This is a genomic window from Novosphingobium sp. NFX11 (genome assembly GCF_057376415.1).
The window spans coordinates 246,825-258,918 of record NZ_CP080384.1; the positions used below are offsets into that span (position 1 = coordinate 246,825).

9 protein-coding genes are annotated in these 12,094 nt (G+C 69.5%); 6 read left to right on the forward strand and 3 right to left on the reverse strand.

Going from position 1 to position 12,094, the window contains the following annotated elements; translation table 11 throughout:
• Nucleotides 1-21: 21 nt before the first annotated feature.
• Together hflC and hflK are read right to left on the reverse strand one after the other, a co-directional pair.
• On the reverse strand, nucleotides 22-876 hold the full coding sequence (hflC, locus tag KZO24_RS01265; protein WP_271184530.1) for a protease modulator HflC: 855 nt from the start codon (nucleotides 874-876) through the stop codon (nucleotides 22-24).
• Entirely contained in the window at nucleotides 873-2,033 is a 1,161-nt protein-coding gene (gene hflK, locus KZO24_RS01270; protein ID WP_036526337.1) for a protease modulator HflK, read from the reverse strand. Before hflK ends, hflC begins: the two co-directional genes overlap by 4 nt.
• Before the next feature lie 215 nt (nucleotides 2,034-2,248).
• On the opposite strand from hflK, the gene KZO24_RS01275 reads away from it, so the two are divergent.
• The 6 genes from KZO24_RS01275 to KZO24_RS01300 all read left to right on the forward strand — a co-directional run bounded on the left by KZO24_RS01275 (nucleotide 2,249) and on the right by KZO24_RS01300 (nucleotide 10,421).
• Complete coding sequence (locus KZO24_RS01275) at nucleotides 2,249-3,253, forward strand: Mrp/NBP35 family ATP-binding protein (RefSeq protein WP_271184531.1); 1,005 nt, start codon at nucleotides 2,249-2,251, stop codon at nucleotides 3,251-3,253.
• Nucleotides 3,253-5,523, forward strand: a complete 2,271-nt coding sequence (locus tag KZO24_RS01280) for a xanthine dehydrogenase family protein molybdopterin-binding subunit (protein ID WP_271184532.1) — start codon at nucleotides 3,253-3,255, stop codon at nucleotides 5,521-5,523. Before KZO24_RS01275 ends, KZO24_RS01280 begins: the two co-directional genes overlap by 1 nt.
• Complete coding sequence (gene hemH, locus KZO24_RS01285; RefSeq protein WP_271184533.1) at nucleotides 5,520-6,551, forward strand: ferrochelatase; 1,032 nt, start codon at nucleotides 5,520-5,522, stop codon at nucleotides 6,549-6,551. Before KZO24_RS01280 ends, hemH begins: the two co-directional genes overlap by 4 nt.
• A gap of 61 nt (nucleotides 6,552-6,612) precedes the next feature.
• The gene (locus tag KZO24_RS01290) at nucleotides 6,613-7,569 is read left to right on the forward strand and encodes a helix-turn-helix domain-containing protein (RefSeq protein WP_271184534.1); all 957 of its coding nucleotides are present in this window, start codon (nucleotides 6,613-6,615) and stop codon (nucleotides 7,567-7,569) included.
• A 54-nt stretch (nucleotides 7,570-7,623) separates the two neighbouring features.
• Nucleotides 7,624-9,249, forward strand: a complete 1,626-nt coding sequence (locus KZO24_RS01295; RefSeq protein WP_271184535.1) for an NAD(P)/FAD-dependent oxidoreductase — start codon at nucleotides 7,624-7,626, stop codon at nucleotides 9,247-9,249.
• Nucleotides 9,246-10,421, forward strand: coding sequence for a BaiN/RdsA family NAD(P)/FAD-dependent oxidoreductase (locus KZO24_RS01300; protein ID WP_271184536.1), 1,176 nt, complete (start codon nucleotides 9,246-9,248; stop codon nucleotides 10,419-10,421). The genes KZO24_RS01295 and KZO24_RS01300 overlap by 4 nt, the downstream gene beginning before the upstream one ends.
• Here KZO24_RS01300 and KZO24_RS01305 read toward each other — a convergent pair.
• A complete protein-coding gene (locus KZO24_RS01305; protein ID WP_486486741.1) occupies nucleotides 10,418-12,094 on the reverse strand; it encodes a hypothetical protein in 1,677 nt (558 codons plus the stop codon). The genes KZO24_RS01300 and KZO24_RS01305 overlap by 4 nt on opposite strands.

Consider the following 12,094-nt stretch of genomic DNA (forward strand, 5'->3'; position numbering starts at 1 on the left):
ATGGGCAACGGCCGAAACCGCTCACGGCTCCCTGAAATGATTCAGATAGGCATTGTCCGGCGAGAGCAGAATGGTCTTGGCGCCGTTCGGGCTGCCGGGCGCGCCCTTGCCGAACGACACCGCGTAGCTCTGCATCGCGCGGTAGAAGTCGTAGAACTGCGCGTCCTTGCCGAAGCTGTCGGCGTAGATCTTCGCGGCCTGGGCCTCGGCCTCGGCGCGGATGATCTGCGCGTCGCGCTGGCCCTGCGCGGCGATCGTCTTCGCCTCTTCCTGGCGGCCCGCTTCCATGCGCACGAAGGCAGCGGCGAGCGCGCCCTCGGGCAGGTCGGCGCGCTTGATCCGCACGTCGACGACCTGTGCGCCGTATTCGGCGGCCTCGCGGTCGAGCAGCTTGCGGATGTTCTCCATCGCCGCGCCGCGTTCGGCGGTGAGCAGCGACTGGAAGGTGCGCTTGCCCAGTTCCTGGCGCACGACCGAGGAGAGGATCGGTTCGAGCTGCTGCGTCACCCGCTCGCTGGTGCCGGCGGAGCGGACCATCTTGATCGGATCGACGATGCGGTAGCGGGCATAGGCGTCCACGTTCAGCCGCTGCTGGTCGGTGGAGAGCACCTGCTGTTGCTGCATGTCGACCGAAAGCAGGCGCTTGTCGATGCGGATCACCTGCTCGACCAGCGGGATGCGCCAGTGCACGCCCGCGCCGGTCTGCCCGTAGGCCGCGTTGGCGATATAGGGGTTGTAGACCCGCACCGGGCGGCCGGTCTGGACGACGACCGCCTGCTCGTCCTCGGGAACGACGATGGTGCTCATCATCAATCCGACGACGACGGCGCCCGCCGCGATCCACGCGGCCTTGTAGTCATGCCACAGGTTCATCACTGACCTCCCGTGCTGGTCGGTACGCTGACCGAGGTGTCGGGAGCGGGTGCGGCACGGCGCTGCATCTCGGGCAGCGGCAGGACGGTGTTCACGCCCTTTTCGCCGACCACCGTGTCATTGTCGCGCAGGACGCGTTCCATCGTTTCGTAGTACATGCGGCGCTTGGTCACTTCGGGGGCGAGCCTGTATTCCTCGTAGACCTTGTCGAACGAGCTGGCATCGCCCTGGGCGCGGGCGATTACCTGCTGCGCCCAGGCGCGCGCCTCGGAACGGTCGCGCTCGGCTTCCTGCTGGGCGACGTTGACGTTGTCGAACGCGCCCTTGGTCTTGGCGGGCGGGTCGGCCTTCTTGATCTCGACGCCCTGGATGGCGATGCCCGAGCGGTAGAAGTCGAGGATGCGCTGCATGCGCTCGCCCACGTCCTGCTCGACTTGCGCACGGCCTGCACCGGACAGAGCCTGGCCCAGCGAGACTTGCGCGATCGAGGCGCGCATCGCGGCCTCGGCCACTTCCTGTACGGTGCCGTCCGGGTCGGCGAGGCGGAAGGTGTAGTCCTTCAGGCCCTTGATGTTCCAGCGCACGAGGTAGCTGAGATCGACCAGGCTCTTGTCGCTGGTGAGCATCAGCTTCTCGTTCTCGTTGTCGGGCACGGCCACGACCTGGAACGAGCTGACATCGACGACCTTCACCTGCTCGATCGGCCAAGGGAGGGTCAGGCTCACGCCCGAATCGACGGTGCGCGAATACTGGCCGAGCGTGGTGACCACGCCCTGTTCCTTGGGGCCGAGCATGTGGACGCTGGAGAAACCGAGCACCACCAGCACGGCGGCGCCGATGCCGAGCGGCAGCCACGACTTGCCGTCCGGACGGCGCGGCAGGTTGGGGAAGCCGCCGGGGCCGCGCGGGCCGCCGCCTCCGCCACCGGGGCGCCGCTGGTCGCCGCGCCGAAAGATGTCCTCGATGCTGGCCGAGCGGCGGGGCGGGGTGCCCTCTCCGCTGGGGAGCCAGGGATTGCGGGGGCCTTTGCGCTCGGGGGTTTCGGACTGCGGCTCGTCGGGCTGGCTGCCGGATGCGTCTGCGCCGTCGGACCCGTCGCCGTCTCCGCTACCGCCGCCGTCATTGCCGCCGCCGCCCCACGGGCTGTTGCGTCCCGTCATCTGGGAAATTCCCGTTCCGTCCCCCGGCACGCCGCCAGGCGTGTCTGCACCACCGATAGCTGTCATGAGGCTATCTATAAGAACCCCTCGGGCAAATAACAGTGCCTCTCTTGCCCTTTTTCCCCGCGTACGCCACCTGAGCGGCGAGCGCCGGGGTATCCCTCGGCCATGACGGACACGCCGGAAACGAACCGGCAATCTACTGGAGACGACGAGTGAGCAGCGCCGAAGGTCTTGGGGCAGGAACCGAAAGCGACGATCTCAAGGCGCTGCTTCGGCCCGAGGCCGCAGCGCGTGTCCAGTCGCTGCGCGCGGCGGACGGCCGCGCGACGCTGGTTCTCGATGCGACCGGCCTCGATGCGGCGGCGCGGGCAGGACTGGAAGCGCATGTGCGCGATGCGCTTGGCGGCAAAGTCGCCGAAGTGCGCGTGGCGATGATGGCGGATAAAACCGAGCCCGCACCACCCAAGGGACCACGCATCATCGCGGTCGGATCGGGCAAGGGCGGCGTCGGCAAATCCACGCTTTCGGCCAATCTCGCGGTGGCGCTGGCCCGGATGGGACGGCGTGTTGGCCTCGTCGATGCGGACATCTACGGTCCCTCGCAGGCGCGTCTGCTCGGCACTGAGGGCCAGCGCGCCACGGCGCACGAAGGCAGGCTGGTTCCCGTCGAGAGCCGGTGGGGCGTCCCGGCGCTGTCGATGGCGCACCTCTCCAATGCCGGGCAGGCGATCGCCTGGCGCGGGCCGAAGATCTCCGGCGCGCTGCTCCAGCTGGTCGAGGGGCACTGGGAAGGCGCCGAAGTGCTCATCGTCGACCTGCCGCCCGGCACCGGCGACGTGCAGCTCACCATGCTCCAGCGCTGCAAGCCCGCAGGCGCGGTGATCGTCTCCACCCCGCAGGACCTGGCGCTGATCGACGCGACCCGCGCGGTCGAGCTGTTCACCAAAGGCGGCGTCCCCGTCGTCGGCGTGGTCGAGAACATGGCGGGCTATGCCTGCCCCCACTGCGGCGAAGTCAGCGATCCCTTCGGCTGCGGCGGCGCGGAAGCCTCCGCGAAGGAGATGGACGTGCCCTTCCTCGGCCGCATCCCCCTCGACATCGCAATCCGGCGCGAGGCTGATGCGGGCACGCCCACCGCGGCCGGGACCGGCCCGCAAGCCGAAGCCTTCACCGGGCTCGCCGCGCAAGTCGCGGCCTGGCTGGACGCCAACCCCTGATGGCGGTGAGCCGCCGTAACGTGCTCATCGGAGCGCTGGCAGGCGGCGGGCTCGCGCTCGGCTACATGCTGCGCCCGCGCAGCTATCCGCTGCCGCTGCAGCCGCGCGAGGGGGAGTTCGCCTTCGATGCGTGGATCAGGATCGGTACGGACGGTGTCGTCACCGTTTCGGTCCCGCAAGTGGAGATGGGGCAGGGCGTCACCACGCTCATTCCGCAGATCGTCGCGCATGAACTCGGCGCGGACTGGCGGCAGGTCGCCGCCGAGCCAGCCCCCGTGAGTGCCCTTTACGCCAACCTCGCGCTGGCGGCGAAGTGGGCTCCGCTCTGGATGCCGCTGCTACCCTCGCTGGCGGATGAACCGGACGACCTCCTGACCCGCCGCTGGGCCGAGAGCCACGTCTTCGACGTCACCGCCGACGGCACCGAGATCGCCGCCTACGAGGCCGGAGCCCGCGCCGCCGCCGCCTCTGCCCGCGCGATGCTGGCGCAGGCCGCCGCCGCCCGCTGGAGCGTCGCCTGGGAGGAGTGCGAGGTCGCGAACGGCTTCGTCACGCACGAAAACAAGAAGCTGCCTTTCGGCCCGCTGGCCTCCGAGGCTGCCCGCTTTTCCCCGCCCTCGACCCCGCCGCTGCGCCCTGAAGCCATGGCCGAGCGTCCCGGCGAATTCCCGCCCGGCGCGCGCCTCAGCTATCCGCGTCTCGACCTGCCTTCCAAGGTCGATGGCTCGTGGACTTTCGCAGGCGACGTGCGCCTGCCCGACATGGTCTTCGCCGCGATCCGCCATGGCCCGATCGGCAGGAAGATCTTCCTCTCCGACCTCGACGAGAGCGCGGCGAAGGACATGCTCGGCTTCCTGCGCACCGTCCGCAGCCCGGAAGGAGACGCCGCATGGGTCGCCGCCGTCGCCACCGACGGCTGGGCCGCCGAGCAGGCGCTGACCCGCATGGAACCGGGTTTCCGCGTCGCTGCCGGGGCCGAATCCGACGCCGTCGACACCGCGATGGACGAGGCGCTTCACAATGCCGACGCGCACCGCATCTATTCGGCGGGCGACATGGCGCTCGTGAAGGACCGCCTGCCGATCCAACTCGGCTACGAAGTCTCTCCCGCAATCCACGTCACCATCGAAACCGCCGCCGCGACTGCGTGGCTCCACGACGGCAAGCTGGAACTCTGGGTCGGCACGCAGGCCCCGCAAGCCACGCGCGAGGCTGTCGCGGCGGCACTCGGCATGGCGGTGCGCGACGTCGTGCTCTACCCCGTCGCGATCGGCGGCAGCTTCGACCGCCGCCTTGAATTCGGCCATGCCGTGGAGGCCGCGCTGATCGCCAGGGAGGTGGGCAAGCCCGTCCAGCTCACATGGTCCCGGCGTGAGGAATTCCGCGCCGGCCTGCCCCGTGCGCCGGTCTCGGCGGTGATGGCCGCGCGTCCCGATACCGACGGCCAGATCGCCGGCTGGCGCGCGCGCATCACCGTACCCGCGACCGCGCGCGAGTTCGGCCGCCGCCTGCTGGGCGGCGAGGCGCCTTACGAAGCCCTCGAAGCAGTCGCGCTCGATGCCGATCCGATGGCGCTCGAAGGCGCGGTGCCGCCTTACGCCATTCCCAACCTCGCGATCGACCATGTCCCCGTGCGCGTCGGCCTGCCCACTGCCCGGATGCGCGGCAATGCCCACGGCTGGACCGCCTTCTTCAACGAGAGCTTCGTCGACGAACTTGCCCACAAGGCGGGGCGCGAGCCCTTGTCCTACCGCATGGCGATGCTGGGCCACGACCCGCGCCTCGCCGCCTGCCTCCAGCGCGTCGCGGCGCTGGCGCAATGGGGCGGCGGCTCGGATGCCAGCGGGCAGGGGCTTGCCTGCCACGTGATAGGAAACGGCCGCATCGCCGTCATCGCCAGCGCCCGGCGCGAGGCCGAAGGCGTGCGGGTCGACCGCCTGAGCGCCGTCGCCGACGTGGGCCGCATCGTCAATCTCGACATCGCCCGCCAGCAGATCGAGGGCGGGCTGGTCTTCGGCCTCGGCCTCGCGCTCGGCTGCGCGGTGCGTTATGCAGGCGGGCGGCCGGACAGCGAGAGCCTCGCCGCGATGGGCCTGCCGACGCTGGCCGACTGCCCCGCGATCGAGGTGGACTTCATCGAGAGCAAGGAAGACCCCGCCGATCCGGGCGAGCTGGGCGTCGCCGCCGTCGCCCCGGCCGTCGCCAACGCACTTTTCTCGGCGACGGGCCTGCGCCTGCGCCGCCTCCCCTTCTTTGCCGAGGACGTATGAAACCGCCTGAGCTCCCGCCAGAACACCCGTCCGTCGCGACCGGAGGCGTCGGCGTCCTTCTCGTCAACCTCGGCACGCCCGATGCGCCCACGCCCGATGCGGTGCGCCGCTACCTTGCCGAATTCCTCTCCGACCCACGCGTGGTGGAGATCCCGGCGATCGCGTGGAAGCCGATCCTCCACGGCATCATCCTGCGCACCCGTCCGGCGAAGTCCGCCCATGCCTACAGCCAGGTCTGGACGCCCGAGGGTTCGCCGCTCGCCGCCATTACCGCCGCGCAGGCCCGCGCGCTTCAGGAGCGGCTGGGCAATACGGTCACCGTGGATTGGGCGATGCGCTACGGCAATCCCTCACTCCCCTTGCGCCTGCAGGCGATGAAGGATGCAGGGATCGATCGTATCCTCGTCGCCCCGCTCTACCCGCAGTATTCGGGGGCGACGACCGCCTCGGTGATGGACAAGCTGGGCGACGCCCTGCGCGCCATGCGCTGGCAGCCCGCGCTGCGCACGCTGCCGCCCTACCACGACGATTCGGCCTATATCGCCGCGCTGGAGGAAGACGTCGTCGCGCATGTGTCCGCGCTCGATTTCACGCCGGAAGTGCTGCTGCTCTCCTACCACGGCATGCCCGAGCGCACACTGCACCTCGGCGATCCCTACCATTGCCACTGCCGCAAGACCTCGCGCCTGCTGACCGAGCGGCTGGCCCTGCGCCTGCCGGACCTGCGCGTCGAGACCAGCTTCCAGTCCCGCTTCGGCCGCGCCAAATGGCTCGAACCCGCCACCGAGACCGTGCTTGTGGCCGAGGCAAAGGCCGGCACCCGGCGCCTCGCCATCCTGGCCCCCGGCTTCTCGGCCGATTGCGTGGAAACGCTGGAGGAACTGGCGATCCGCGGCCGCGAGGTTTTCGAGGAAGCGGGCGGCGAGCGCCTCGCCGTCCTCCCCTGCCTCAACGCCCGCGAACCGGGCATGGCGATGCTCGAAGCCCTCGCGCGGCGCGAGTTGTCGGGCTGGGTTGCAGCAATTTAACTGTCGGTAGCGGCACGTTTGTTCCAACTCTGTTCCCGTTCAGAGGGAAGGATTTTGGATCATGCGCGAGGCGGACTATCTCCAGCCCGACTTTGCTTATGGTGGGCCGGAGAAATCGGCGTCCGGCGGCCCGGGCGTGGCGCTGTCGATCTATGCCAACCGCGCCCACTTGCGCGCCACCTTGCGCGAGGACGCAGACGCGGCCGGCATGCGCATCGTCGCTGCCGCACCCCTTGCCGATCTCGTCACCATGGGGGAGGGGCTGGCGCAGGCCCGCCTTGCCGACGTGGTGCTGGTCGATTGCCCGCAGGTCGATGCGGGGGTGCTGGCGGCGCTCGCCCGGCTGGACTTGCGCGCGGCAGGCGGCGCGACGCGGCTGATCGTCTCGACCGGGGTGGAGGCGCTGGACGATGTCTTCGCCTGCATGGACCAGTCCTCGCCCGTCCTGCTTGTCGATCCCGACCGCGCGGAGCGGGTACTGGCGCTGGGCCGCGTGCTGGCGACGATGCCCTCCGGACGTGTTCGCGAACTTTCCGACGACGACCGCCTGATGCTGCTGCGCCTGACCGAGCAGGTGGGCCAGATCGCGGGCCGTATCGATCGCCTTGATGCGGGCGGTATCCCCGCGCCGCTCCCCGCCGTCCCCGCCGCCGGTTTCTCGCCGGGCCAGCTTCCCGACGCGCGGCTGGTCCGCCGGATCATCCGCCAGCGCCAGTTGCGTGCGCGCTTCCTCGACAACGATCTCTTCGCCGATCCCGCCTGGGATATGCTGCTGGACCTCACCGCCTCGCGCCTCGAAGGCAAGCGGGTCTCGGTGACCTCGCTCTGCATCGCTTCCGGAGTGCCGCCGACCACGGCGCTGCGCTGGATCGGCCAGATGGTCGATGCGGGCCTTTTCGTGCGCCTCAGCGACGGCGCCGACAAGCGCCGCGCCTTCATCGACCTCAGCGAAAAGGCGCTGCAGGCCATGGCCCGCTATTTCACGGAGATCGCCCTCACGGCCCCGGCGCCGATCTGAGCGCCGCATACGCAGCCATGGCGTTCGGGCGCGCCAGCGTATAAAGGCGCGCGGATGCTTCGCCTCACCGACATTGCCCTGCCGCTCGACCATACGCCCGCCGATCTCGACGCGGCGGTCGTCCAGCGCCTCGCCATCGCGCCTGCGGACCTCGAGCGCGTCACCGTGTTTCGCCGGGGCAACGACGCGCGGCGCAAGAACGCGATCAAGCTGGTCTACGCGCTCGACGTCACGGTGAAGGACGAAGCCGAAGTGCTCGCCCGCTTCGCCGACGACCAGCACGTGCGCCCCACGCCGGATATCGCCTACAAGTTCCCCGTCCGCGCGCCCGAGGGCTGGGAAGGCCCGCGCCCGGTCGTCATCGGCGCAGGCCCTTGCGGCCTCCTCGCTGCGCTGATCCTCGCGCAGATGGGCCTCAAACCCATCATCATCGAGCGCGGCAAGGCGGTGCGCGAACGGACCAAGGACACCTGGGGCCTGTGGCGCCGCTCGGAACTGAACCCGGAAAGCAACGTGCAGTTCGGCGAGGGCGGGGCGGGCACGTTCTCCGACGGCAAGCTCTACAGCCGCATCAAGGACCCGCGCCACCTCGGCCGCAAGGTTCTGACCGAGTTCGTCAAGGCCGGCGCGCCCGAGGACATCCTCACCGAAGCGCATCCGCACATCGGCACTTTTCGCCTCGTCACCATGGTCATGTCCATGCGCGAGACGATCGAGCAATTGGGCGGCGAATACCGCTTCAGCACCCGCGTCGAGGATTTCGAGATCGAAGGACAGGGCGACGAACGCCGCCTCAAGGGCCTGCACCTCTCGACCGGCGAATACCTTGCCGCCGAGCACGTTATCATGGCCGTGGGCCACTCCGCACGCGACACCTTCGAGGTGCTGCACAACCGCGGCGTGCACATCGAGGCCAAGCCGTTCTCCATCGGCGTGCGCATCGAACATCCGCAAAGCTGGGTGGACAAGGCGCGTTACGGGGCCTGCGCGGGCAACCCGATCCTCGGCGCGGCGGCCTATGCCATCTCGCACAAGGCGAAGAACGGGCGCACCGTCTATTCGTTCTGCATGTGCCCGGGCGGCCGCGTCGTCGCGGCGGCGAGCGAGGAGGGCGGCGTCGTCACCAACGGCATGAGCCAGTATTCGCGCGCAGAGTTCAACGCCAATTCCGGCCTTGTCGTGGACATCAGCCCCGAACGCGACTTCCCCGGCCATCCGCTCGCCGGGATCGCGCTTCAGCGCAAGTTCGAGAAGCTGGCCTACGTGGCGGGCGGATCGGACTACCGCGCGCCGGGCCAGAAGGTGGCGGATTTCATGGCCGGACGCCCCTCGAGCGAACTGGGCGAGGTCAACCCCAGCTACCAGCCCGGCATCCGCCTGACCGACCTCGCACAATGCCTGCCCGACTACGTCGTCGAGGCGATCCGCGAGGCGCTGCCGGTGTTCGGCCGCCAGGTGCCCGGTTACGATCATCCCGACGTCGTCATGACCGGGGTGGAGACGCGCTCATCCTCGCCTGTCCGGATCGGTCGCGACAAGGACTGCCAGAGCCTCAACACGCGCGGCCTCTACCCGGCGGGTGAAGGCGCCGGCTATGCGGGCGGCATCCTTTCCGCCGCCGTCGACGGCATCCGCGTGGCCGAGGCGCTGGCTCTGGAACTGGTCGGTACGCCCGAATGATCGCGCATTACGACGCCATCGTTCTCGGCGCGGGGGCCGCCGGGCTGCTGTGCGCCGCCACTGCCGGACAGCGCGGCCGCCGGGTGCTGCTGATCGACCACGCACCCGAGCCGGGTCGCAAGATCGTCATTTCCGGCGGCGGGCGGTGCAATTTCACCAACATCCACACCGCACCCGACCGCTACCTGTCGAGCAACCCGCACTTCGCCAAGTCCGCGCTCAGCCGCTACACCGCCGCCGATTTCCTCGCGCTGGTCGAAAGCTATGACATCGCCTGGCACGAGAAGACGCTGGGCCAGCTGTTCTGCGACGGGTCGGCGAAGCAGATCGTCGCCATGCTGCTGGAGGAATGCGCCAAGGGCATGGTCGAAGTCCGCTGCGGCGAGACCGTGGGCGAGGTCGAGCATGCCGACGGCCTCTACCGCGTGCGCCACGGCGAGCAGTCATCGACTGCCCCCGCAATGGTGATCGCCACCGGCGGACCGTCGATCCCCAAGATGGGCGCGAGCGGGTTCGCCTATGACCTAGCGCGCAAGTTCGGGCTCAAGGTGGTGCAGCCGCGTCCGGCACTGGTGCCGCTGACCCTGCCGGGGGACGAAGCGCTGTTCCGAGAGCTCTCCGGCGTCTCCACCGAGATCGTCGCGCGATGTGGGAAGACGGCGTTCCGCGAGGCGGCGCTGTTCACCCATCGCGGGCTGTCCGGTCCCGCCATCCTGCAGATTTCCAGCTACTGGAAGCGCGGAGACACCGTGACCGCACAGTTCCTGCCCGATCGGCCCGATGGCTGGCTGCGCGCCCTCAAGCGCGAACGCCCGCGCCTTTCATTCCGCAAGGCGCTGGGCGACGGCCTGCCCGAGCGGCTGGCCGAGGCGCTGTGTGGGCGGCTCGGTCTCGAAGGCGAACTCGGCGCACTGACCGACAAGGCGCTCGGCGCGGCGGAAGCGCGGCTGGCGCGCTGGCCGTTCCTGCCCGACGGTTCGGAAGGTTTCGCCAAGGCCGAAGTCACCGCAGGCGGCATCGACACCGCCGAACTCTCGTCCAAGACCATGGAGGCGAAGCGCGCGCCGGGTCTCTACGCGATCGGCGAGGCGGTGGATGTCACCGGCTGGCTGGGCGGTTACAACTTCCAGTGGGCCTGGGCGAGCGCCCGCGCAGCGGGGCTGGCGATCTAAAGCGTCATCAGGATGTCGCGGCGGCCTTCGCCCTGCCAGTCGAGCGTCGCCTTCAGCAGCGCGATGGTGGCGGCGCAGCGGTTGGGATCGTCCTCCTTGCGCATCGCCGTGGAGACCTGATCCTTGCCGAGCCCGGTGTCCTTCAGCACCCGCCGCACTAGTTCGGGCGGCACGCTGGCGGAGCGGGCGGCAGCCTTTTCCGGTGCCTTGAGCATCCCGCGCTGGACCAGCGAGGCGGCGAAGCGGCGCTCCTCTTCGCGGATTTCGTTCGGGACGAGGGTGGTGCCTGGCGGTGCGCCCCGGGCCATCATCTGGCGGCAGGCTTCGGCGCTGTCCGCTTTCGCAGCCTCCAGGAGGGCGAGGCGCAGGCGCATGGTGGTTTCGAAGTCCTTGCCATCAAGCAGGCGACCGTCGAGGTAGGTGCGGGCGCGCACCAGTTCCAGTCCACTTTCGGCAGTAGCCTGTTGATCGACGCCGCCATTTTCGGTGTATCGAGTGCGGCCCGCCAGCAACGTCGCCAAATCGGGCTGGTGGCTGCTCAGCCATACAGGGTCATGGCCTTCGCCGAATACTTGGGTAACGGTTACCTTGAAGGCTTCTTCCTGCGCTTCCGACTTGCTAGGCGGGCCGAGATTAGTGAGGAAGCCCAGCACGATCAGCCCGCCGAGCACGAGAAGACCGGTTGGCCATGTCCTGACTCTTTCCCACGAAGCGACGCGCTGCGGATCGAAGTGGTCTTCCAGTTCCGGGAAGTTCTTGCGCACGCCCGCCAGCAGCCCGCGCACGTCGCCGCCGCTGACGCGCAGGAAGCGCATGAGACCGGCGGGGCCGGGGCGGTGCAGTTCGGCCCATGCCTTGTGGTAACGGTGGCCGGGCACCTGCACCTTGCACTGGAAGCGGTAGCCGCGCAGCCGTGCGCCGAGGTAGTCCATCGTCGGGCGGGCATCGAGACGGCCCCATTCGTGCTCCCAGCCGAGCGCCGTGGTCGCCGCCTCCAGAAGCGGCGCGCTGCGCGGCCAGGCGCGGGCAAGAAGACCGGCGAGCCAGTCTTCCATTTCGGCCTGCTGTCCGATCGGCGCCCAGTGGATGCCATCGAGCACGGGCTTCAGGAGCGTGAGGGCCTGTACCTCTTCCGCCTCGTCGAGCGGCGCGGTCCCGGCAGAGCCATCGGGGTCGAGCATGGCGGCGAGGCGGGCGAAGGGAGATTGTAGTTCGTCCGTGCCGACGCCGGGAGCATCGCCGTGGCCTTCGACCAGCGGCGCGGCGAAAGGATCGGGGCGGCCGGGCGCCAGAGGCTCTCCGGTGGCGACTGTGCCATCGGGGATGAAATCGGGCGCGAGGCGATCGATCAGAGGCGCATCGCCGTGCGGCGGGACCGGGACGTCGAGGGTGTCTTCCGGCCATTCGCCGATGAGCGATGGGGCAGCGTGGAGCCAGCCGGTGGGCGCGGGCGCGGGTGCTTCGGGTTCCTCGACGGACGCTTCGGCTTGCGGTGACGGCATGGATTTCGCCAGGCGCAAGGCGGCGTCGCGGGCGCTGCGTAGCTGCGCGTAGCCTTCGACCTCGGCGTCGAGGTCCATTGTCTTTATCCGCGCGGCATAGGCGCTGCGGATCGCGCGGGCATCGCCGGTCGGCTCGATCCCGAGCAGGGACCACGGGAATGCCGTCATCAC

Excerpts from the sequence above, each read along its gene's own strand:
- hflK (WP_036526337.1), bottom strand. The coding sequence starts at position 2,033 with ATGACGGGACGCAACAGCCCGTGGGGCGGCGGCGGCAATGACGGCGGC.
- hemH (WP_271184533.1), top strand. The coding sequence starts at position 5,520 with ATGAAACCGCCTGAGCTCCCGCCAGAACACCCGTCCGTCGCGACCGGA.
- KZO24_RS01290 (WP_271184534.1), top strand. The coding sequence starts at position 6,613 with ATGCGCGAGGCGGACTATCTCCAGCCCGACTTTGCTTATGGTGGGCCG.
- KZO24_RS01295 (WP_271184535.1), top strand. The coding sequence starts at position 7,624 with ATGCTTCGCCTCACCGACATTGCCCTGCCGCTCGACCATACGCCCGCC.
- KZO24_RS01300 (WP_271184536.1), top strand. The coding sequence starts at position 9,246 with ATGATCGCGCATTACGACGCCATCGTTCTCGGCGCGGGGGCCGCCGGG.
- KZO24_RS01280 (WP_271184532.1), top strand. The coding sequence starts at position 3,253 with ATGGCGGTGAGCCGCCGTAACGTGCTCATCGGAGCGCTGGCAGGCGGC.